Raw genomic sequence first — 23,238 nt, 5'->3', positions numbered from 1 at the left:
TTTATTTATTAGCGAATTTCCACATTATAAGGCATACGCACCTGTATGCCCGAAGATCTGGTAATCGTTTTCAGCTGTTCAATATACGAACGATATTCGCCTAACTCATCTTCCAGCATCCATGCCTTGATTTTCTCTTTCGAAGAGCCCAACAATGATGCAAAAGGATCTTTCACCGCCGGATAATAAACTATATTGTAATCGTCCAATTTGGCTTTATTTGCCGCCGCTTGTATCGCAACATCTATATTTCCGATCCTATCGACAAGGCCAATTCCCAGTGCCTGCTCTCCTGTCCACACCCGACCTTGACCAATGCTATCCACACGCGCCACATCTAACTTGCGACCTTTGGCGACAAGGCCTGTAAACGTAGCATAAATATCGTTCACTTGACTTTGTATAATACTATATTCCTCGGCTGTAAGTGGGCGGTCGGGAGAAGTCAGCAAATCCGCAAATTTGCCAGTTTTCACCTCATCCACATGGATGCCCAGCTTATTATTCATCAGACCTTTCATATTAGGAATCAGCCCAAAGACTCCAATTGACCCTGTTAAGGTCTCTTTCTCTGCAAAAATAGAATCTGCCAAAGCAGCGATGTAATATCCTCCTGAAGCAGCATAATCCCCCATAGAAACCATAATAGGCTTCACTTCTTTGGTCAAAGCTACTTCACGTGCGATGATATCCGAAGCCAATGCAGAACCCCCTGGAGAATTCACCCGCAGCACTACTGCTTTCACACGATCATCTCGACGAAGCTTGCGCAATTCGCGAGAGATACGGTCGCCCCCTATATTTCCCGAGCTTCCTTCACCATCTACAATTTCGCCATGTGCATATAGAACCGCTATACGATCACGTGAAGTATTTTTCTTCTCTTTTTCTGTATAATCCAATAAGGATATGGAAGAAATATCTTTCTTATCATCAATTCCTAAACGTTGTTTTAACCCCGCAAGGAATTCATCCTTATACACAGTGCCATCAATAAATCTATACCGAACCGCATCTTCTGCATTCCTGACAAGATAATTATCGGCAATATAATGAAGTGAATCCGTGGATATGTTTCTATCCGCAGAAATGGGTTGCAAGAAAGAATGATAGATACTATTTAGGTATGCCGTCACTTGTTCACGGTTCGCCGCACTCATTTCATTCAAAACAAAAGGCTCTACCGCCGACTTATATGTACCAACCTTAACAACCTGCATCTCTACACCCAATTTATCTAAGGCCTCCTTCATAAAAGTGATTGAAGAGGACAATCCTTTGAATTCCATAGATCCTTGTGGATTCAGGTAGACACTATCCGCTACAGACGCCACGTAATACGCTTTCTGGGTGTACACATCACTATATGCCAACACGAATTTTCCAGAGGTTTTGAAGTCTTCCAAAGCTTCACGGATGCGCTTCAAGCTCGCCATGCCCACATTGACATACGTAGGATTGAGATAAATCCCTCTAATGCGGTCATCAGATTTTGCCGCTGCAATACGTGAGATTATATCATTCAACCCCAATGTTTTCTGCTCGCCCAAACCCGGTACATCCAGGCCTTCAAAAGGACTCGGCGAGGTCCGTTCGGGAATCTCATGTCCCAATGAAACATACAGCACCGCATTGGTTGGCACATCTACCGTAGTCGATCCAACCTGCTTAATCGCTGAAGCCACCATTCCTATGATAATAAAAAAGAAGATAAGAAAAACGATACCAATACCGGTAACCGTGGCCAATACATATTTAAAAAATGATTTCATATCGTATATAAATGCTTATTCAAGCCTAAAGATATATATTATCCCAAGGAAAGCGAAAAACTCCGCAACATTCTTAAGACAGACGTATCTTATTTAGATATTTAAAATAAATGGAGGTTTTCTTTCGACAATTGTCTCATCGCACAATCTTTCCGTCCCTCGCGAGGACAAGGCATTCCTTTTTGTAGGGCAAAAAGGAATCAAAAACCCTTGGTTCCATCCGAGGTGGCTCTTCCCTCATCCCATCCCGCACAATGGAAATACCTCCCAAGGCTGAAATCACTGTCCGAAGCTCTTTGGATAGCTTCGAACAATAATTTCCATGCCTTCCCTTTCTCACATTCCATCGGTCTTTCCTTTGTCTTTCCGCCACTTGGATGAGACGGAAAAGCGCTTTCGCGCCGCTCGGTAGAAGAGGCGATGGGAATCGTCTTCATCTACTTGCACTATATTGTCCTTAACAGCAAATGTCGCCTCAAAAGTTTTGACCTTGCAGAAAAATGTTTTTTGCACTATCCATCTGGTCAAAGCTTTTCAGCGACGAGTTTTTGTTTCTTTTTGCGGTCAAAAAGAAAAGCCCGCCACGGCTCGAGTGGCAAAGATAATTGACCAAAAAAAGCCTCCATTTCACCTCAACACAAACCCCATTAAAAATAACTTTTCGTGCGTTTACCATGCAACATTCTCGTCTTATATATTATATATTCAGCAGATGTTGTATCTTTAACACAATGAATACGGTGTTTTTTCTCTTGGGAGCAAATTTAGGAGATCCGTTAAAACAACTACAGGAAGCGGTTCGGGAAATGGAAGCACGCGTTGGTTCTATCAAACAGCTTTCGCGGATATACGAATCTGAAGCATGGGGCGTAACTGACCAACCTACGTTCCTGAATCTTGTGACCGAAGTGGAAACGCATTTCGATGCCATAAGAACCCTGCAAATCATTCAATCCATCGAACAGGATTTAGGCCGCATACGCCTCAGTCGGTGGGGCGCCAGGCTGATTGATATTGATATTCTCTATTTCAACGATGAAATTATAGACTTGGAGAACTTGAACGTTCCACATCCCTATATCCAAGACCGTCGTTTTACATTGGTTCCTCTCTGCGATCTGGCACCGGACTACATTCACCCATTTTTACAAAAGAACAATCAAACATTATTGGAGCAGTGTATTGACCCATTAGATGTTAAACTACACAGTAAACAACCTTATGTATAATTTCCAAACCATCAACCCCACTGTGATTGCAGAAAACATGATGCAGAACAGCGAGCTTATAAAACAATTTCTCTCATTATACCTACAACAGATCCCTGAGGATGTACAAAATCTCAAGAATGCGGTTACAAACAGGAATCATACAGAATCTGCCAGCAAAGCCCACCATATCAAACCCACTATGGAATACGTAGGAGCAACTGCATTACGACAAAAGTTTCAAGACATTGAAACCGCTGCAAAAAACCAAATAGCATTTGAACAGATCGACCTGCTAATTGACGAAGCAGACCAAGCCTGTTCTATACTTCTGGAGGAGATCAAGCAGTATTTAGCTACGCTATAGTATTTCGTTCTCGAGCGAAATGCACCTGTGACAGCACAATATATAACAACAGCACACAAGGAAGGGCTAAAAATCCCAACACAAAAAGCAGTACTACGCTAATAATGACAAAAATATATTTAAGCTGATTTTCCTTCCAACCCAGTGAAGATAGTTTCATAGAAAAAAGTTTAATCTCTGACACCAGCAGAAAGCTACTCAACAGCACTATAGCAGATAATCCCCAAGGGTTGATAATCAACTGTGGGTAATCCTTGGCTATGAAAGGTAGCGAGATGATAAAAAAGGTATTCATCGGTGTATTCAGTCCGATAAAATCCGTTGCCTGTCGTTCATCCACATTGAATTTTGCTAAGCGTAACGCTGAAAAAACGGTAATCACAAATCCCAGGTAAGCCCAGTATTCAGACACATCAGTCTCTTTCAACAGCATATACATCACCGTGCCAGGTAGAAACCCAAAACTAACCACATCGGCCAACGAATCCAGTTCCTTACCTATATTGGATTTCACGTGGAGCGCACGAGCAACCATGCCATCAAAAAAATCGAAAACACCTGAAGCAAGTACACAATAGAAAGTTACCGAAAACTCTCCACGCAAGGCAAATAGAATCCCAATGCAACCGCTAAACAGGTTGAGACAGGTCAATGTATTTGGAATATGCTTTTTCATAAAAATCTATAAAATTAAACACAGTTTAAAGCAAAACGCGTAATTACGAGGAGCGATAGTGACAACCGCGAAGCAGCTCCGAAGGAAACCAATCTGCGTTTTGATGTCATCAGATTACTTCGTAAACTCGCAATGACGATGACATACTTTGTTATAGTAAAAAAATTAAAGCCACCTTTTTTGCAAAAGATGGCTTAAAAATATCAAATAAAGATGGGATTACCCATTCATACTGATCAAAAACTCTTCGTTGGATTTTGTTCCACGCATTTGTGTCAACAAGAACTCCATAGCTTCGTTAGCGTTCATATCCGACAAGTGCTTACGCAACACCCACATACGCTGCAAAGTCTCTTTGTCCACCAACAAGTCATCACGACGAGTGCTGGATGCGGTAAGATCAATAGCAGGGAAGATACGTTTGTTCGATAGTTTTCTATCCAACTGAAGTTCCATGTTACCTGTACCTTTAAATTCTTCAAAGATAACCTCATCCATTTTCGAACCTGTATCCGTCAATGCTGTCGCCAGGATAGTCAATGAGCCGCCGTTTTCGATATTACGTGCAGCACCGAAGAAACGCTTAGGCTTATGCAGTGCATTCGCATCCACACCACCCGACAAAATCTTACCAGACGCAGGCGCTACGGTATTATAGGCACGTGCCAAACGTGTAATCGAATCCAACAGGACAACCACATCGTGACCACATTCTACCATACGTTTTGCTTTTTCCAACACGATATTGGCAATTTTCACATGGCGATCTGCTGGCTCATCGAATGTAGACGAAATAACCTCCGCACGCACACTTCTCGCCATATCGGTAACCTCTTCTGGACGCTCATCGATCAATAAAATAATCAAATAAACTTCAGGATGGTTTTTAGCTATAGCATTCGCAACTTCCTTCAACAAGTTGGTTTTACCTGTTTTTGGTTGTGCTACGATCAATCCACGCTGACCTTTACCGATTGGTGTGAACAAATCCATGATACGCGTGGAATAATTACCCATACCCAAATCCAGATTCAACTTCTGGTCAGGGAACAACGGCGTCAAATAATCAAACGGAACACGGTCACGAATTTCCGCAGGATTCTGTCCATTAATAGACTCTACACGTACTAAAGGAAAATATTTTTCACCTTCTTTCGGCGGACGAATACATCCCCTTACATTATCTCCGGTTTTCAGACCGAATAATTTTATCTGTGACTGTGATACATAAATATCATCCGGAGAAGTCAAATAATTATAATCAGAAGAACGTAAAAAGCCATAACCATCTGGCATGATTTCCAATACACCTTCATTAACAATAACATTATCAAAATCAGTAGGAAGAACAGAGGCAGAAGGTTCAGGTTTTGTAGCGGGCGGCGTATCGAACAAGGTATTGCTTGTTGTAGGTTCCGAATCCGAAATTTCCGGTCTTTTTGTTATAGCAACGGGTTCTGTCGTTTTAACCGTTCGCACTCTTTTACGAGGGCGTTCTGAAGTATCCGCTGTGCTTTCACCTTCTTCTTCAGAAGATTGTTTAGCAATGGCGGTAATCTGGTCAATTAATTCCTGTTTCCTGAGTTTTTCAGCATCAGCGATGCCTAATACTTTGGCAATCTCGCGTAACTCCGACACGAGCTTGGTACTTAATTCATTAATATCCATTAACTTTTTATTATGAGATATAGGATTTTACTATTTTTTGATTTTATCCATTAAAATCTTAGGAAATGCTCAACGCTATAAGATTTACTAAAATACGACTTGAGGTTAATTTTACCTTGCTGTCTTAGGACAAACTTGAGAATCGGCACAAAAATAACACAACATTCCTAAAATACAAGAAAAATTATTAAAATAAATTTCTCATTATTATTCCTGTTCTATCTAGCATTAACGTGCAAAGGTTAAAAATGTTTTATAAGATAGATAACTTTATATTTTTTTTAGATTTGCATTACGCATAACTAAAACTTATTAAAATAATATACTTTAAACACACAGATTTCGTATGAAAGAAAACCAACCGACTAATTACCCCGCCTTGTATACCTTGGTGGTGGTATTCTTCTTTTGGGGGTTTATTGCAGCGGGGAATAGCGTATTCATTCCTTTTTGTAAGAATTACTTCCAATTGGATCAGTTCCAATCCCAGCTTATAGACTTTGCTTTTTACAGTGCTTATTACATGGGTGCTTTATTGCTGTTCATCTTCAGTACCATCTCGGGGAAAGATCTTGTGGGCAAATGGGGCTATAAACGAAGTATTATATATGGTCTCCTATTTTCCGCATTGGGTGCCGGAGCGATGATTGTCGCTGTCGAGGTCAACTTATACGCAGGAATGCTAATCGGCTTATTTATCGTCGCGCTTGGCTTTTCTTTACAGCAGACAGCTGCCAATCCTTTCGCTGTTATATTGGGCGATCCAAAAACCGGAGCCTCTCGCGTTAATCTGGGTGGTGCTATCAATTCATTCGGAACGACTATTGGCCCATTGGTCATCGGATTTGCACTATTTGGCACTTTCGAACCGATCTCCGATAGTGAAATCGCGAATCTGCCACTTAACAAGGTAGTCTATCTTTATATTATCGTGGGGTTACTTTTCGTATTGGCTGCAGGGCTATTCCATTTTTCTAAAAAAGTACCAGCTGGTATCAACAATGAACCTATGGAATCCGCGAATAAAGCGAAAAATACGCTTATCGTAATGACTATATTACTCTTGGCTATGTTCATCCCGGTATTCTTAAGCTATAAAAGCGACGATGCTCTACAGATTGAAGCATGGCAGAACCAACTGAAAGAAACAACGGACAGCGGTGTAATTGCCTCACTTAGTGCACAAATCAAAGACACCTTACATTCTCTGGAAATTACACGCATGGCTTGGTTGATAGGTGCTTTGTTATCTGTCGTGGGCGGGCTTTTATTTGCATATAACCGCGCCACAAAAAATCCAGAAGGTTGGGGCGCTATGAAATATCCTCAATTGGTGTTGGGCATGCTTTGTCTTTTCATATACGTCGGCATTGAGGTTGCTATCGGAAGTAATTTAGGTGAATTATTGACCTTGGAAGAATTCGGGAATTTGCAGTCTTCCGAAATCACGCCTTACGTCTCCATGTACTGGGGTGGGATGATGATTGGTCGGTGGGCTGGCGCAATCAGTGCTTTCCAGTTCTCCCAAAGCACCAAAAAGATTTTACTGGTTCTAGTTCCACTGATCGCTTTCGGTATTATTATAGGTGTCAATAGCCTCGCCGGATTCAATATGTCTCATTTATATTTCTTCGTAGCTTGTGTGGGTATACAAATTATATCTTTCTTCCTAAGTAAGGACAAGCCCGCAAGAACCTTGATTATCTTTGGGGGTCTGGGCCTTTTAGCAATGGCTGTAGGTCTGCTTACCACAGGAAATATAGCAATCTATGCTTTCTTAACCGGCGGATTGGCTTGTTCAATCATGTGGGGTTCTATTTTCAGTTTAGCTATCGTAGGATTGGGCAAATACACCGAGCAAGGTGCTGCTTTCTTGGTCATGATGATTTTAGGTGGTGCTATTATCCCTCCATTGCAGGGTAAACTATCCGATATTATAGGCATACACAATTCCTATATATTACCGTTATTGGGCTTCTGTTATGTTATATTTTTCGCTTTTGTTGTAAGAGGTTTCTTGAACAAACAAGGCATCAATATTGACCAAGTTGAAGCTGAAGGCGGACATTAAGCCTTAGTTATTGTATATAATACACTAAGTAATAAAAAAGATATACTTGTTGAAAAAGTGCCTTAAAATCATATTTAAGGCACTTTTTACAATTATAGCGGAAAATCGGTGTAAAATATTCCTGATTTTTTACTCTAGAAAATTCTTATTTTTAAACAGAATAATGTATTTTCGGAGAAACAACAGTAATATAATAGAAGTAACAAACTAAAGTAACAAACTAAAGTAACACAATAAACCAAATAATAATGATTATCATTGCTGACGGTGGATCTACCAAAACAAACTGGTGTTTGTTAGATGATTCAAACAAAAAAATATACTTCAATACGGAAGGATACAACCCTTACTTTGTGGATAGTGACTATATTGTCAATTCATTAAAGAAAGGTTTGCCTCATGACCTGCCTTTTGATAAGATCACAGAGGTGAATTACTACGGTGCAGGAGTACACAATGAGGAGAAAGCCAACATTGTGGAAGTGGCTATGCAAAAGGTATTCCCAAATGCAAAAGTAGAAATCGGACATGATCTGTTAGCTGCTGCTCGTGCTTTATTGGGTGACCAAACTGGTTTTGCAGCGATATTGGGCACTGGTACAAACTCTTGTATCTATGACGGAAATGAGATTACATTCAACATTGACTCAGCAGCGTATATCTTAGGCGATGAGGGTAGTGGCAGCTACATTGGCAAGAAATTGTTGACGGACTTTATCCGTGGATTGATGCCAGAGGCTGTATCGAAAGCTTTCTATGAAACCTACAAACTTACGCCGGATGAAATCATGGACAACGTCTATACCAAGCCTTTGGCAAACAGATTCTGCGCAAGTTTCAGTAAATTCGTATACGATAACAATGTCAATATCGAATATACCCGCCAGATTGTAGAAGATGCTTTCGAGGCTTTCTTTAAAAATCTGGTCAGTAAATACCCTAACTATCAAGACTATACATTCAACTGTATCGGATCTGTAGGTTATAACTTCAGAAATGTGTTGGAATCCAAAGCACAACAATACGGTATGAAAGTTGGTAAGATATTACGCTCCCCTATTGATGACTTGGTACTATTCCATATCAATAGAGCTGCTAAAAACGCATAAAACAAAAAACCTCCAAAAATTGGAGGTTTTTTGTTTTATAGAGCTATCGACTCTCCTAATGCCAAAAGATTAAGATTCAGCCCAGCATCTTGAAATATACGACGAGCCTCAGCTGTATCAATCGTTACCGGAGAAAAAGTATCATAATGCATACCGATAATATTATCACATTGAATAAAATTAGCTGCTTTCACAGCATCGTACATATCCATGGTATAATGACCTCCTATCGGTAAGAAAGCCCAGTCCAACTGCAGATCTTCGAGCAATTTCATTTCTAAAGTCAAGGCCGTATCACCTGCAAAATATATCTTCTTGTCTCCAACGAAGAACACAAAACCACAAGGAACTCCACCATATGCACCATCTGGAGTAGAGTTCGTATGCAAAGCATAAACCATTTTTACTTTACCAAAAGGCAGATTCAAAGTGCCTCCAAAATTAAATTCGATGACCTTGTCCTCTGGCACACCTTGTCTTCTGACCCAATTCGCGGTCTCCACAATTGCCGCAACAGTCGCTCCTGACTGCTGTTGGATATTTGCTAAATCAGCAACATGGTCTTCATGGGCGTGACTCAACATAATATAATCAGGCGACAACTCACTCACATTGATATCCTTTGCTAAAGGATTGTACGTAATAAAAGGATCTGTGAGCACCTTTGTGCCATTAAAATTAAACTCAAAGCGCGCATGTCCTAAGTAGCGAACTGAAATTTGATTTGCCATATTCTTATACTATTTTCCGAATAAATTACCTAAACCACCCAAACCGCTCAACATATCCTGCGAAACAGCCTGCATCTCCGTTTGGCTCACACTTTCGGCTTGTACCAACGCTTTGTTCAATGCCACAACTAACAGTTCCTCCACTTCTTCCCTATCCGCATTGGCAAAAAACTCAGGGTCAATCATCACTTCCTTAATTTCCTTGTTGGCAGAAGATACAACTTTAATCTTGCCACCTTCGGCCTCACCAGAGACAGAAATATTATCCAAACGCTTTTTTACTTCCTCAGCCTTTTGCTGAGCCTGAAACAATTTATCGAACATAATTTTTCCCTTAAATTTTCTATGGCAATTTACAAAATCTATTGCAATTCAACTGTCCATAATCATATATAGTTAGGTTCTTAACACTACCTTCCGTAAATTTGCGGACGACAAACAACAATAGGTAAGCATGCAAGAACTCCATTACTATAATACATTACTGAACAATCTACAGAAAAACGCTCCAGAAAAAGCCGAATACTTGGACGAGGAAATCAATATCCTTATCCATAAGCTCAAATTTATATCCAGTGAACAACGTCCTACTGTACTTGTGTTGGATCAAAAGCATGACTTTGAGCCACTTTATAATGAACAGCTAGCCGATACAATTGCTATTGCAGGAGGTGTTCTCCTACAGGAAAAATTTGACAATCCGTCGCTTATCCTTATCATTCAGCACAGCGAGTCGCTGTATAGCCAAATTTCTGCCCTCCTGTCCGACCATATCATCAGTCAAACGGAGGCGCTACAACACAACAATCTTTACATTATTCAGAAGGAAGGATTTGGAACGACAGATAATTTCTTAGAAGATGTTGAAATCAGTGCAGAAATCATACAACCTAAATATTTTATCTACGGCCGTCAGGGAACGGACTGGTTGAAATTTGATATAGCTTAAAAACAAGAGCCCTGGACTGTGTCCAGGGCTCTTGTTTTTAGATATACCGCTTTCTTAATATAGCGTATAGCTTTTCTACAGTTTGCGGTTTTGCCGCCCAATTATTTTTTAGTGCATAATTCGTTTGTAGGAAAGCATCGGCCTCTGCAAAAGTTTGGTAACGGTTAAGCAATTCTACCGCCTCACTGTATGCCAAAGAATAACCATTAAACAGATCTTTGATAAACAATAGTTTGTCATTAAGATTAATCGCTGTTTTCAAATCTCCAATTCTATCGGAAGGAGCTGTTGAAGCTGTCTGGATTGATGAAATAGGTTGTTGCCCAGCTAAATTTGCTTTCCGCTGTTGCATCAGTATTTCGTTCAACGTCAAGGGACGATTAGGTTTTTCTTCCTCTGCAGGAGCTTCCTGTTCTATCACAATTTCTTTAGGTTCTTCCACAACCTGTTGAATAACTGGTTCTGGTATCGCCTCTTCTTCATTTTCTTTTACTTCTTCTATAGTGGCCTCTTCTACTGTTCCATAAGAAACGGGAGTACTTTGTTCTTCAAGCTCTTTCTCCGCTTCTTCATCCACGCTCTCTTCCTCTTCGACCTCTTCCTCAGCAACTTGCTCCATATTTTCCACTTCTTCTTCTTCAGGCTGGCTAACCTCCTCAGTTACCTCTTCTTGGGCATCCTCTTGTTGGACTTCATTTTCCACTTCAAGGGTAGTCTCTTCAATCTCCTCTTCCGTAGGCTGCTCATCAAGCTCCTCATCCAGCACAATTGGAGGTGTAAAGAAATCGACCTTTTGAGGTTCTGTCTCCGCAGTTGTTTCCTCTACTGTTGCTTTCCCCAAACCAGCGCTACGCCCTCTTAATTTCTGCAAAACTTCCAAATGCGCCGACAGATAACGGACTTTCACCTCCAATAACAACAGAGCTTCTTCTTTATCTTCTAATCCTGTTGCCGACAATTCAGCATATCCGTCATTGATTTCTACCAATAAATCACCAATTGTTGAAAATATAGTTCCTTCAATATTTGCCATGTATTTCTATTTATTTTTTCTATTATCATATAGCTTGTTCGCAACGCAGTGTGGAAAACAAAATCCACTGACTGTTACCATCTTTGGTTTTGCTATTCCTTGCTTCCATCAAATTTAAGAATATAATTTCGATATTAGTAGGCAATACGCACAACATTTAACGAATCTTAGATATTGTTTTATGTATAACAAGAGTTTGCATGTTATTTTCTGAACATAATTTTAGTGGAAGGCGGAGCATTGGCAGTATCGAGGTGATTTGTGGCTCCATGTTTTCGGGAAAGACCGAAGAACTTATCCGTCGTTTGAAACGTGCACAGTTTGCGAAACTTCCTGTCGAGATATTCAAACCTGCCATAGACATTCGTTATGATGAACAGGCGGTCGTGTCACATGATAGTAACAGTATTCCTTCAACACCTATTTCCCACTCTTCTGCTATTTTACTGTTGAGTGCTGATACGAAAGTCGTCGGAATAGATGAAGCACAGTTCTTTGATGACGAATTGCCTAATGTATGTGTACAGCTTGCTAATCGGGGCGTAAGGGTTATTGTAGCCGGATTGGATATGGATTACAAGGGTTTACCTTTTGGACCAGTGCCTGCGCTGATGGCGGTAGCGGAGCATGTCACCAAGGTGCATGCCGTATGTGTACAATGTGGCGCTCCGGCAAATTATTCCTACCGCATTACTGCCAATGATAATCGGGTTCTTTTAGGTGAAAAAGACAGTTATGAGCCACGCTGCAGGGCTTGTTATTTTCATATTTAGCGCGAAAAAGGATGTCTCCTACATTTGCTTACAACAAACATAGGAGACATCCTCTTTTCTTACTTTAGATTTTTTACAATTGCTTCGTCGAGCGGATTTACTTTTGAACGGTAACGGTGTACCAACTTTCCTTCTTTATCAATCAAAAACTTTTCAAAGTTCCAATTAATATCTCCAGTAAAATCCAGATTTTCCTGTTCTGTTAGAAACTTAAAGATCGGGTGTATCCCTTCTCCCTTCACCTCTACTTTCTCCGAAAGTAAGAAAGTCACGCCATAATTTCTTTCGCAAAACTCTTGGATGTCTTCATTTGACCCCGGTTCCTGAGCTCCAAAGTTATTTGCTGGAAAACCAATCACCACCAGATTATCGCCATATTGCTCATGCAGCGCCTGCAGATCTTTGTACTGCTTAGTAAACCCACACTTGGAGGCTGTATTGACAATCAGGATATTTTTTCCTTTAAAATCTTTCATATTCACCTGCTCGCCATCAATCGAGGTGAAACTAAAATCATAAATCGATGTGGGATTCAGTATAGATGCCCATAACATCAATGTTGTTATCAAAACCATATTCTTTTTATTTTATTATCAAACCTCTTTCGTCTCCCTTTTCACTACGAAATGGAACAGCTCTTCGATAGGGTTCTTCAATATTGTACCAATTTTTATGCCATGCACTTCACAAACCTCTCGCAAATGTAAATCAAAGTGATACGCTATTCCTCCCACAAAGTTCACTTTATAATCCCAATAGTCGGGATAAGTCATAATATTTGTGCGCACAAATTCATCAAAACCATTGCGCAGAAGATTATCGATAAACGGATGTTGCCTATTTTCTGCCATAAACTCTGCAAAAGAACCTAAATATGCATTCGGCCTATCCTTTTGGTAAACATTCTTGATGACAATATCTTTTGTCAATCGATATTTTTCTTCAAATTTCTTTGCAAGATCTTTAGGCATTTTATCGTACAGAAAAGAAGTAATCAACTGTTTTCCAAACCAAGCGCCCGAACCCTCATCTCCCAGAACATAACCAATACCATGTACACTTGGACGCAGATTTTCACCATCGAAAAAACCAATATCAGACCCTGTTCCTAGGGTAGAAATATAACCTCTTTTTTCTCCACAGGTAGCATAGGCACAGCCCAACAAATCACTTTCTACAGAAATAAAAGCTGTGGGAAAAATCTCACTCAGCGCGTTGGACACAATTTCTCGTCTATCAGGCGTAATACACCCCGCACCAAAAAAATGCACCTCTTGAATTTCATTGGCATACGGCAGTATCTCTGGGACGTCTTTCATGACCATAGCAATCTCTTTCTCATTGACAAAGAAAGGGTTTAATCCTTTTGTCCGAAACGACAAAGGCTTGCTGTCAGGCAAATTAAGCATCCAATCCGAATTCGAAGAACCGCTATCTGCAACTAAAATCATGTTCTAAAGTTTATATATTCTATCTTCAAAGATAATGATTTGCACGTTAAAATTCCGAAGTATTTTAACGCAAGAATTTGATGTATCCTATTTTAGCTTTAGCTTTGTTATTTACTGCAAAAATCAAACAAATGTCGAAATCTAACATACATTTTACCCTCTCTTTTGCCGAACCACACGCCCATTATGTCGATGTACAGATGGAAATCCATGGCTTCGATTCCGATTACATAGAAGTGAAAATGCCTGTATGGACGCCAGGATCATACCTCATTCGGGAGTACTCCCGTCATGTAGAGAGTTTTCAAGCCGTTAGTGAGAACAGATCCATAGCCTGGCAAAAAACCGCCAAGAACACGTGGCGTGTTGCCAATTCATCAAGTCCTTTGCAAATTAACTACCGCATCTATGGCTTTGAGGCTTCTGTTCGCACAAATTTCATCGATAGCGACCATGCTTTTATCAGTCCTGCAGCTACTTTTCTATATATCGATGGCCACTTGAACCATCCTACCACCCTATCTGTAAAACTACCCGAGCAATGGTCCAGGATATCCACTGGATTAGATAAAGTAGAAGACAAGGAAAACTGTTTTTATGCACCGGATTTTGATATTCTATTTGATTCACCACTGGAATTAGGCAATCAGGACATTTGGTCCTTCGATGCAGCAGGCATTCCCCATGAATTTGCTATGGTCGGCGGAGGTAAGTACGATAAGCATAAGCTCACTTCCGACATCCAAAAAATTGTGGAAGAAGAAACTCGCATCTGGGGCGAAAACCCCAACAAACGTTATGTCTTTGTTACCCATAACTATCAATCGGCATTTGGAGGCCTAGAACACCTCAACTCAACAATATTGGCAAGCAGCCGAAATGCCTATAGCAATGAAAACACGTATAAAAACTACCTGAGCCTGGTCGCTCATGAATATTTCCACCTTTGGAACGTTAAACGATTAAGACCAAAAGCTTTAGGACCTTTTGATTACGAACAGGAAAACTATACGACAGGCTTGTGGATCATGGAGGGATTTACGTCGTATTACGATAACCTGATTATCCGTAGATGTGGTTTTTTCAGCCCAAAAGAATACCTGAATGTTCTATCCAACGATTTTAATTTGGTATACAACCGTCCCGGATATAAACTACAATCTGCCGCTTTATCTAGCTTTGACACATGGATAAAACATTATCGTCCAGATGAAAACTCAGCCAATACCGGCATTTCATATTATAACAAAGGAGCTATACTCACGGTGGCGTTGGATATTAAGATCATTGCGGAGACAGCCGGGCAATATTGCTTAGACTATGTGCTCCGCGCGGCTTATGAACTTTTCTACAAACAAGAAAATCGAGGGTTTGAAGAGGACGAATTCCAAACACTTGCCGAACGCGTAACTGGCGTAGATTTATCCGAAATATTTACCGCAGCACACAGTACCAAAGAATTAGACTACAACACCTATTTCCATGCAGTAGGTCATGAATTGATTGACCTCAACGAAGATAGTCAGGAGCTTAGCTTGGGTATCAAGACAGGCGTTCAGGATGGCAAGATAATTATCAAGCAGATAGAGCGTGGTTCAGGAGCGTGGGATGCCGGACTGCAAGTCAACGACGAGCTTATTGGCATCAACGGCATACGCTTAGACATTGCCGGAAAAGAGTTGGACAACATATTAACCCATGCAGAGGTAGATGAGGTCGTTGATGTCCTTGTCTCGCGGGATGGCTTACTTCGAACCATACACAGTCCGCTACGTCGCTCTGCCAAACAGCAATGGTGTATCCGTGAAAGAAGTGAAGCGACAGATCACGAAATAACTTTAGGGAAAATATGGCTATCTATAGAATAAAAAAATGGAAACTTTTAAAGTTTCCATTTTTTTATTCTTAAAACGTATAACGAATACTTAAACCAAATGGATCAAAGACTTTAATCGTACTTTCCTGTAAGAAATCAAAGTAAGGCTTAACATCAAGCGATACCGCCAAAGGTGTCGTTGGGATACGGTATTCCACACCGACCACACCTTCAATACTCAATGCCAATTCCGATTTAGGTTCTGTCTTAACAGTCACAACCTCTCTATCTCCATTCTCATTTATTCTTTCTGTCGTTGACACAAGGGCTTTATACTTAATACTCCCCAAGCTTCCACCAAAACCGTAGTACCAGCTAAAGTTTTCTGCTAACGGTTTATGAAACTCATATAAACCTATCAATCTGAAACGACGGTATTTTGAATTACTTTGCACACTTAAAATTCCTTCTGCGGCTCTCTCTTCCGACAAAGCATATCGATAAGTAATCCCAGTAGCACTACCAAAACGTCCACCTACGGCATGTTGTTCCGTTAATTGCGCAGATGCTTTATCCACCGAAAAAAAAACTACACCCAGTGTTAATAATAGCCAATTTACTTTCTTCATGTATCCGATTTTTTTGCTCCCCAAAAGTAATACTTTTTTCGGCTTTCAAAAGTTAAATTCTGTTATAACCTGAGTTCCATGGTTACAAGACGAATTTCTCTTTTATCCTAAAAAACTATCTTTCTATTAAGCGTTATCTTATAAAATAAAAAACAAAAATGTTATATTAGTACCATATAGGGAAGAGAATTATAAACTTAAATTTCACGGACATGGACAAATTCAATAGAATATTTGATATCCTCGATTACTATCAGCAACATCCCAAAACTTGTATGGTAGCTGGTAAGCAGAATGGCGAATGGGTGAAATACAGTACAGCTGACTTCATAAACAGGGTCAACAATATCAGTAAAGCACTTATAGCCAACAACCTGCAAAAGGGTGATAAAGTCGCAATCATGTCCGGCAATCGCCCCGAGTGGAACATGATTGATTTTGCCTGTAATCAGCTGGGAATTGCACTTGTACCACTTTATCCTACTCTTTCTGCCAACGACTTATCTTACATTCTGAACGATTCGGAATCCAAAATGATAGTTGTAAGCAATGCCGAATTAGCGTATAAAGTGGATGATGCCCTATCGGTAAACCAGCTGAATATCGATTTGTATACGTTGGACGAGATCAGCGGGCGCAAAAACTACATGGATTTGGTAACTTTGGGGCAACAACAACCTATCGACCTACAACCTTATAAAGATGCTGTCCAGCCGCACGATCTACTCACCTTAATCTATACTTCAGGCACTACGGGCAAACCAAAAGGTGTATTCCTTTCCCACCATAATATATTGAGCAATGTGGCCGCTTCGGAGTATCTATTGGAAAGCCATCTAACGAAAGCCTTAAGCTTTCTACCGCTTTGCCATATTTTTGAGCGGATGGTAGTCTACATCTATCTTTCTCGGCAGGTAGAGATCTATTATTCTGAAAACTTAGACAACGTAGTAGCCGACATCAGTGATGTAAAACCACAGGTATTTACTACAGTACCTCGTGTCCTAGAAAAAGTATATGACAAAATTGTTGAAAAAGGCAAAGCCCTCACCGGCATCAAAAAATCGCTGTTCTTTTGGGCATTGGAATTGGGACATCAATTTCAAGAACCTCCTAAAAATGGGGCATTTTACAATTTCAAGCTATCCATAGCCCGAAAGTTGATTTTCTCAAAATGGAAAGAAGCTTTGGGCGGAAATATTGAGCTCATCATCTCTGGAGGTGCAGCTCTTCAGGAGCGATTAGGCCGCGTTTTTTGGGCTGCAGACATCAAGGTACTGGAGGGATACGGACTCACAGAAACTTCTCCAGTTATTGCTGTCAACTCCCATGTTGGCACTGATGTCAAATTTGGAACAGTGGGACGTGTATTGAAAAATTTGGCAGTAAAAATTGCTGACGATGGCGAAATATTAGTCAAAGGGCCTAGCATAACTTCTGGATACTTCAAAAATGAGGAAGCCACTCGTGAAGCATTCGACGAACAAGGTTTTTTCAAAACGGGTGACATCGGTGAAATAACACCTGATGGCTTCTTAAAAATAACCGATCGTAAGAAAGAAATCTTCAAAACAGCAGGTGGTAAATACATCGCCCCACAAGCTATCGAAAACAAATTCATGGAATCAACGTTTATAGCACAGGTGATGATTGTTGGTGAAAACCAACGTTTTCCTGCCGCATTGATTGTTCCAGCCTTCGAACAGTTGGAAAAATGGTGTGAACATAAAGGAATTGCTTACACCACAAAGCAGGATATTATCAAAAACCCAGAGGTTATTGCAAAATATGAACGTGAAATTGAACAACTGAGTCGTACCTTTGGCCAATGGGAGAAGGTTAAAAAGTTTGAGTTGCTCCCACAGGAATGGACGATTGACGGAGGTGAGCTGACTCCGAAATTGAGCTTGAAGCGGAAAGTCATCACGAACAATTCCGCAGCAATCATACAGAGAATCTACACAGAATAGCAGATGGAGAAAAAAGAAACACTTTGGCAAAAAATAAAAGGATTTGGCTTGTTGTTGTACGCAACGTTCAATGATTTCATGGAAGATAAATGCCTTAAAAAAAGTGCTTCTTTGGCATATTACACCGTATTCTCTATTGGGCCTCTGATTTTGATACTCATTTGGGCATTAGGTTTTTTTTATGGCAATCAGCTTGATGACACTGGCGGTGCGCGAAACGAGATCATGGCTGATCTGTATGAACTGCTCGGGCCAGATATCACAGGTCTGCTTGATGCCGCTATCCAGAAAATATCACTTGAAAGTAAAAACAGCATAGGTCTCTATATTGGTATTGGTACACTTATCTTTTCGTCGACCACTATCTTTGTGGACATACAGAATTCGATTAATGAAATCTGGCAAATTAAGGTTAAGCCGAAAAAAGGTTGGCTCAAAATCGTTATTGATCGTTTACTGTCTTTCTCTATGATTATAGGACTCGGATTCCTACTCATGGTTTCGTTAGTCTTGAGCAGTATCATCAGCCTTTTAATGGGCAAAGTTGGAGATTTCTTAGGTGAATATATTCCCAACATCAACCTGCAGATGATTGACCTCATCAACACCGGTGTATCCTTTTTAATCATAACAACTTTGTTCGCCTGTATCTTTGCCTTCTTACCGGATGCTAAAGTTCGCTTCCGGGATGTCGTATGGGGAGCAGTTTTCACATCATTGCTTTTTTCTTTGGGTAAATACCTTATTTCTTGGTACCTCTCTTCCAATGCTACAGCAAGTTCTTTCGGCGCAGCGGGGTCAATCATCATTTTATTGAGTTTTGTCTACTATTCAGCCGCTATTCTCTATTTTGGGGCCGAGTTTACGAAACAGTATGCCATTAAATATGGCAATGGAATCCAACCTCGGTCTTATGCAGTAATGATAGAGATAAAAGAAGTAGAATAAGTGCAGCAGAAGAGTGTTCTTTATATGCTGTTGGCAGGGCTGTTCTTTGCCTTGATGAATGTATGTGTAAAATATGTTGCGCATCTCCCAACTTTGGAAGTTGTATTCTTCCGTTCGATTTTCAGCCTCATAGCTTCCTATGCCATACTTCGACAACAGCGCATCCCGATATTGGGTAATAACAAGAAGTTATTAACGCTAAGAGGCATTGCCGGTTGTCTGGGACTGATAGGTTCTTTCTACACCTTGCAGAATATCCCCTTAGCATCAGCAGTTACCATCAATTATCTTTCTCCGTTTTTTACCGCTATATTGGGTATTTTTATCGTCGGACAAAAACTTCGACCACAACAATACATTTATTTTCTTCTGGCTATAGCAGGGGTATGGCTATTGAAAGGCTTTGATACACGCATATCGACTTTACACCTTATTGTAGGTCTTTCTGCTGCACTCTTCGCAGGAGTAGCTTATAATATAATTGCTAAGCTCAAAACCTCGGAACATCCGCTGGTCATTATTTTCTATTTTCCATTGGTCACGATTCCAGTCGTAGGCATCTACTGTCTTTTCCACTGGCAACAACCGATTGGTGTAGATTGGCTCTATCTGTTGCTTATAGGATTATTCACACAATGTGCTCAATATTACATGACCTTATCCTATCAACAAGCCAATTTATCCAAAGTCGCAAGCTTAAACTATTTAGGAGTTATATACGCTATTCTTTTTGGCTATTTTCTATTTGATGAGATGCTGAACGTCTATTCTTTTATAGGTATTGGCATTATTATCCTCAGTGTTATACTCAACCTACGGGTACGAACCAAAGATTAAAAATAACACCTCTCAGCAGTCCGAAAAAACGGACTGCTAAAAAGGCATCACTAAACAACATGAAACAATCTTTAACCCCAACGGTATCCATGCGCCACTAACTTATATCAAGGACGAACATTCTTCCTACACGGAAAAATACTTTTCCAGATATAATTATAATATTTTTTTAGATTTTGTTTTCTTTTAAGACTTCTTCCCTCTCTCAGTCACCATTATTAAGAAACCGCTATCTACAACTGGCATTGCATACAAATTTATCATTAAAAACAATAAGTTGTTAACAAAATAACATTTTTTTTGATTTTAATTATTTCATTACAACCATATTTATTGTCCCCTATCCCAACAAGTCATTGTTAAAACTTTAGAAGCCCACATTACACAACCAATCATTATTTAACAAAAAAACCCAAGACAAGGAGTCTTGGGTTTTTTCAACGAGTTTTCATCCGCATTATTTCACATTATAGTAATAGATCTGTCTACCTATATTACCAGATTCATCCTGTCCCTCCACCACGATTTTGTATTTTCCATTTCCGTCAGCATTATAGAAATTCAAAGTGGCATTACCTGTTTCATCCAATGTGACGTCCGGGTTCCAATAAACAGTTGTACGATAATCGTTCGTATTTTTACTTTCTGGCGTATCGTACTTCGGCATATAGAATTTTCGTTCTTTCACATAACCTAAAGGCATCATGTCAATAACATTTGTTTTCGGCAGCAAGCTTTCAATCTCTGCCAAAGACATACGTGGTTGTGATTTTTGTTCGTTCTTTTTCGTCATGATAGACACCACACCATCGTTTTGGTACATACGGCTTACCGTCCCTAAGTCATCCCGCAGAAAAATTTCAATAGCCTCAATTTCAGATGGTATAATGGAATTCAACGATGGTTCGTCAATAGGCATACCATTCAAGAAAAACTGCACAGGAACACGGCTTCCTTGGTTATAGTTTCGGCTCACATAGTATTTCAGTGTTTGCGTATCATAGGTAATACCGGTGAGCAATGTGTTCAGGCACATGGTCAGTACGTTACAACCTGATATTCTGTTAGCTTCGATACGATGTTCGGGCATAGACAAACCAGACAGAGCAGAAAACTCCTTACTGGTTACCTGTTTCCGTTGTACTCCAGTCACTTCAATCTCATCAATCAAGACTGAAGAACGGTATTCACTCTTACTGTTCGTAAGGTAATTTTTCATATCCGCATCTATATTCTGCACATTATTACGCGCATAAGGATTTCCTTGATCTATAGCTGGAAAATAGGTCTGATCCATATAGATAACCAATTCTCTGAAATTCGCATTGCCACGTGCACTTACTGTTGCTTTAGAGGAGTCCGGAAACACCAAATTCTCAAACACAAACCTTCCCTGTGGATCCGTATAAGCGTCCTTTCGAATATTGCGCGAAGGAATGGAAAGTAACAGACCGCCATTAGGCACCGTACGCCCAGTATTCAACCGCAATGTTCCTGAAAGGGTAATCCCCTGCTCCGGCAGAAACTGCACTTGTGGAAATTTCTCTGCCAACAAATCCGTATAAGAGAAACGTCTAAATCCTTGCGTCATCAATAACGCGTCCAAGGCTTCTCGACGGTTTTCATGTTTTGGGTTAAAATAATAATTGGGAGACTCTATATACCCTGTCAGATCCGATGTTAGGAGGTAATTGCCCAAGATACCTAAATCTTGATCGTCATCATGCGGCACTTTTACTTCATCAATGACTGCTACAGAATAATTAGATTTTAGTGAATCTGCAGAAGGTACGTTAATGGATAATTTTACTACCTCTTTACGGCTATAATCTGTTTTGTCTGTTTTAACAGCAATTGGCAACAGTGCTTGTGCATCATTGAACACGAGTCTTTCGCTCAAAGGTGTGCCATCAGACTGCATAACGGTAATCTGTACAATTCCGTTCGGCAGTTTATCTTTTGGTATATTGACCACAACGGAAGCATTCTTTAAAGTAGCTTGCGCAGCGTAGACCAAATAACCATTGGATTGTCCGAGCACATAAAACGGTTGATTGGACATTTTCTGATAGAATGCTTCGCTAGCTACCAATCCTAATTGGAATTGCGGACCATCCTCTTTTGCCAACACCACATTTATCCCTTCTTCTTTAACTTCCGGAAGGTCATAACTGCGTTGTTCGCCATTTTCGAATGTAACTGTTGCTTTATATTTTTCGCCAGCAACCGGAATAAAAGTAATTGCCCCCATACCTAAGCCCAAATCGGCAAACTCGGCAACTTCTTTCTTTTTGCTATCAAGAATCTTTCCTTTTATACGCAATCCTCTCCCCTGCGTACTAAGTGCCTTAAAGGCCAATTTTTTCGGCACACCTGCCAATAAATCACCTCCTTCTGGAAAGAACTGCACATCTGCATCCCACAAAGCATGCTGTAGGGAATAACTACCTTCCACGGCAGGTTCTAACTTATCGCCATCAATTTTCACATTAAGGCGACCTTTTTTTATATATTCCGGATTTTTGATATTCAGATTAATCTGTATGCGTCCCATATCGTCCGTCTCAGCCTTACCTTTATCAAACGGATCCCAACCGTCAATAGCCTCCCAACTCAATTTTCTCCGGCTCAATAGGTTTCCTTGACGATCGCGAAACTGTACTGTTGCTTTGGTTTTTGTACCTCCTTCTGGGGTGAAGACAATTTCGGCACCCAATTTTTTATTGATCGCATCGCCCACTGGCACAATTTTGTTAAAGAAATAACTGTTATCAAAATTTGCCATCCATTTCGTGTATGCACGGAATCTGTAGTTATCCTGTGATACAAACTGTGGATCAAGAACAAGATGTCCATTTCCTGCATTATCTTTTAAAGGGATACGCAAAGTCTGAATCAAAGAATCTTTACTGTTCAGCACTTCCACATACACAATCTTGCTCGGGTCATAATCAAACAGATTATGGTGCATATACGTTTTAAACCAAAGTGTATCACCTACCGCATAATAGGGTTTATCAAAATGTAGGTGTACTTTTTCAACAGGATACCCTCCAAAATACTGCTGTACTTTTTCTACGACATTGTTAATAGGAATAGCTGGCTTCTGTTGTGCATGCAAACCATTGGCAACCAACAACAAGGAAAGGACAAATAAATAGAAAAATTGTTTCTTCATCAATATAATAGATTTTCAAGAAGCTAAATATATTGATTTTTATCACAATTGG

General features: G+C 40.1%; 21 protein-coding genes. 10 read left to right on the top strand and 11 right to left on the bottom strand.

All coding sequences use genetic code 11. The annotated features are described in order from the left end of the window. Positions 1–8: 8 nt before the first annotated feature. Together sppA and BM375_RS13700 are read right to left on the bottom strand one after the other, a co-directional pair. Positions 9–1,772, bottom strand: coding sequence for a signal peptide peptidase SppA (sppA, locus tag BM375_RS13705; protein WP_093366882.1), 1,764 nt, complete (start codon positions 1,770–1,772; stop codon positions 9–11). Positions 1,773–1,972: 200 nt separating this feature from the next. Continuing rightward, on the bottom strand, positions 1,973–2,209 hold the full coding sequence (locus BM375_RS13700; protein WP_093366880.1) for a hypothetical protein: 237 nt from the start codon (positions 2,207–2,209) through the stop codon (positions 1,973–1,975). A gap of 294 nt (positions 2,210–2,503) precedes the next feature. On the opposite strand from BM375_RS13700, the gene folK reads away from it, so the two are divergent. Together folK and BM375_RS13690 are read left to right on the top strand one after the other, a co-directional pair. Next, the gene (folK, locus tag BM375_RS13695) at positions 2,504–3,001 is read left to right on the top strand and encodes a 2-amino-4-hydroxy-6-hydroxymethyldihydropteridine diphosphokinase (RefSeq protein ID WP_093366879.1); all 498 of its coding nucleotides are present in this window, start codon (positions 2,504–2,506) and stop codon (positions 2,999–3,001) included. Then, entirely contained in the window at positions 2,994–3,347 is a 354-nt protein-coding gene (locus BM375_RS13690; RefSeq protein WP_170852673.1) for an Hpt domain-containing protein, read from the top strand. The genes folK and BM375_RS13690 overlap by 8 nt, the downstream gene beginning before the upstream one ends. On the opposite strand, the gene pssA is transcribed toward BM375_RS13690, so the two are convergent. Together pssA and rho are read right to left on the bottom strand one after the other, a co-directional pair. Next, a complete protein-coding gene (pssA, locus tag BM375_RS13685; protein ID WP_093366876.1) occupies positions 3,337–4,023 on the bottom strand; it encodes a CDP-diacylglycerol--serine O-phosphatidyltransferase in 687 nt (228 codons plus the stop codon). The genes BM375_RS13690 and pssA overlap by 11 nt on opposite strands. A gap of 219 nt (positions 4,024–4,242) precedes the next feature. Beyond that, entirely contained in the window at positions 4,243–5,691 is a 1,449-nt protein-coding gene (rho, locus tag BM375_RS13680) for a transcription termination factor Rho (RefSeq protein ID WP_093366875.1), read from the bottom strand. A gap of 346 nt (positions 5,692–6,037) precedes the next feature. On the opposite strand from rho, the gene BM375_RS13675 reads away from it, so the two are divergent. Both BM375_RS13675 and BM375_RS13670 read left to right on the top strand, forming a co-directional pair. Then, positions 6,038–7,762 carry an MFS transporter gene (locus BM375_RS13675; RefSeq protein WP_093366873.1) on the top strand — a complete coding sequence of 575 codons (1,725 nt, stop codon included), beginning with the start codon at positions 6,038–6,040 and terminating at the stop codon, positions 7,760–7,762. 248 nt (positions 7,763–8,010) lie between these two features. Next, positions 8,011–8,871: an N-acetylglucosamine kinase gene (locus BM375_RS13670; RefSeq protein WP_093366872.1), complete on the top strand. Its 861-nt coding sequence runs from the start codon at positions 8,011–8,013 to the stop codon at positions 8,869–8,871. A gap of 35 nt (positions 8,872–8,906) precedes the next feature. Here BM375_RS13670 and BM375_RS13665 read toward each other — a convergent pair whose 3' ends face one another. Both BM375_RS13665 and BM375_RS13660 read right to left on the bottom strand, forming a co-directional pair. Then, positions 8,907–9,602 (bottom strand): metal-dependent hydrolase, encoded by a 696-nt coding sequence (locus BM375_RS13665; protein ID WP_093366870.1) that lies wholly within the window; start codon positions 9,600–9,602, stop codon positions 8,907–8,909. Positions 9,603–9,611: 9 nt separating this feature from the next. Beyond that, on the bottom strand, positions 9,612–9,926 hold the full coding sequence (locus BM375_RS13660; RefSeq protein ID WP_093366869.1) for a YbaB/EbfC family nucleoid-associated protein: 315 nt from the start codon (positions 9,924–9,926) through the stop codon (positions 9,612–9,614). Positions 9,927–10,056: 130 nt separating this feature from the next. Here BM375_RS13660 and BM375_RS13655 point away from each other — a divergent pair, with 130 nt between their 5' ends. After that, positions 10,057–10,551 carry a hypothetical protein gene (locus BM375_RS13655; RefSeq protein WP_093366867.1) on the top strand — a complete coding sequence of 165 codons (495 nt, stop codon included), beginning with the start codon at positions 10,057–10,059 and terminating at the stop codon, positions 10,549–10,551. 37 nt (positions 10,552–10,588) lie between these two features. On the opposite strand, the gene BM375_RS13650 is transcribed toward BM375_RS13655, so the two are convergent. After that, the gene (locus tag BM375_RS13650; protein WP_093366866.1) at positions 10,589–11,584 is read right to left on the bottom strand and encodes a hypothetical protein; all 996 of its coding nucleotides are present in this window, start codon (positions 11,582–11,584) and stop codon (positions 10,589–10,591) included. Between the two features lie 200 nt (positions 11,585–11,784). Between BM375_RS13650 and BM375_RS13645 the strand changes: the two genes are divergently transcribed. Then, on the top strand, positions 11,785–12,357 hold the full coding sequence (locus BM375_RS13645) for a thymidine kinase (protein ID WP_093366865.1): 573 nt from the start codon (positions 11,785–11,787) through the stop codon (positions 12,355–12,357). Positions 12,358–12,416: 59 nt separating this feature from the next. Here the strand turns inward: BM375_RS13645 and BM375_RS13640 are convergent, their stop codons facing one another. Both BM375_RS13640 and BM375_RS13635 read right to left on the bottom strand, forming a co-directional pair. Then, complete coding sequence (locus BM375_RS13640; RefSeq protein WP_093366863.1) at positions 12,417–12,932, bottom strand: glutathione peroxidase; 516 nt, start codon at positions 12,930–12,932, stop codon at positions 12,417–12,419. An 18-nt stretch (positions 12,933–12,950) separates the two neighbouring features. Beyond that, positions 12,951–13,808 carry an N-acetylglucosamine kinase gene (locus BM375_RS13635; RefSeq protein WP_093366861.1) on the bottom strand — a complete coding sequence of 286 codons (858 nt, stop codon included), beginning with the start codon at positions 13,806–13,808 and terminating at the stop codon, positions 12,951–12,953. Positions 13,809–13,939: 131 nt separating this feature from the next. Here BM375_RS13635 and BM375_RS13630 point away from each other — a divergent pair, with 131 nt between their 5' ends. Then, positions 13,940–15,676, top strand: coding sequence for a M61 family metallopeptidase (locus BM375_RS13630; protein ID WP_093366989.1), 1,737 nt, complete (start codon positions 13,940–13,942; stop codon positions 15,674–15,676). A 37-nt stretch (positions 15,677–15,713) separates the two neighbouring features. Here the strand turns inward: BM375_RS13630 and BM375_RS13625 are convergent, their stop codons facing one another. Next, positions 15,714–16,253, bottom strand: coding sequence for a hypothetical protein (locus tag BM375_RS13625; RefSeq protein ID WP_093366860.1), 540 nt, complete (start codon positions 16,251–16,253; stop codon positions 15,714–15,716). 212 nt (positions 16,254–16,465) lie between these two features. Between BM375_RS13625 and BM375_RS13620 the strand changes: the two genes are divergently transcribed. Genes BM375_RS13620 through BM375_RS13610 form a run of 3 tightly spaced genes read left to right on the top strand, consistent with a single transcriptional unit; the run spans position 16,466 to position 20,008 of the window. Next, a complete protein-coding gene (locus BM375_RS13620) occupies positions 16,466–18,223 on the top strand; it encodes an AMP-dependent synthetase/ligase (protein WP_093366858.1) in 1,758 nt (585 codons plus the stop codon). Between the two features lie 3 nt (positions 18,224–18,226). Continuing rightward, positions 18,227–19,171, top strand: coding sequence for a YihY/virulence factor BrkB family protein (locus BM375_RS13615; protein ID WP_093366857.1), 945 nt, complete (start codon positions 18,227–18,229; stop codon positions 19,169–19,171). Further along, complete coding sequence (locus tag BM375_RS13610; RefSeq protein ID WP_212611684.1) at positions 19,172–20,008, top strand: DMT family transporter; 837 nt, start codon at positions 19,172–19,174, stop codon at positions 20,006–20,008. 457 nt (positions 20,009–20,465) lie between these two features. Here the strand turns inward: BM375_RS13610 and BM375_RS13605 are convergent, their stop codons facing one another. Beyond that, complete coding sequence (locus BM375_RS13605; protein WP_139227597.1) at positions 20,466–23,186, bottom strand: carboxypeptidase-like regulatory domain-containing protein; 2,721 nt, start codon at positions 23,184–23,186, stop codon at positions 20,466–20,468. Between the last annotated feature and the right edge of the window lie 52 nt (positions 23,187–23,238).

The sequence above is a fragment of the Sphingobacterium wenxiniae genome (assembly GCF_900116225.1).
GTDB lineage: Bacteria > Bacteroidota > Bacteroidia > Sphingobacteriales > Sphingobacteriaceae > Sphingobacterium > Sphingobacterium wenxiniae.
Note: the sequence above shows the minus strand (reverse complement) of the source record. Positions and strands in the feature narration are given on the sequence as shown.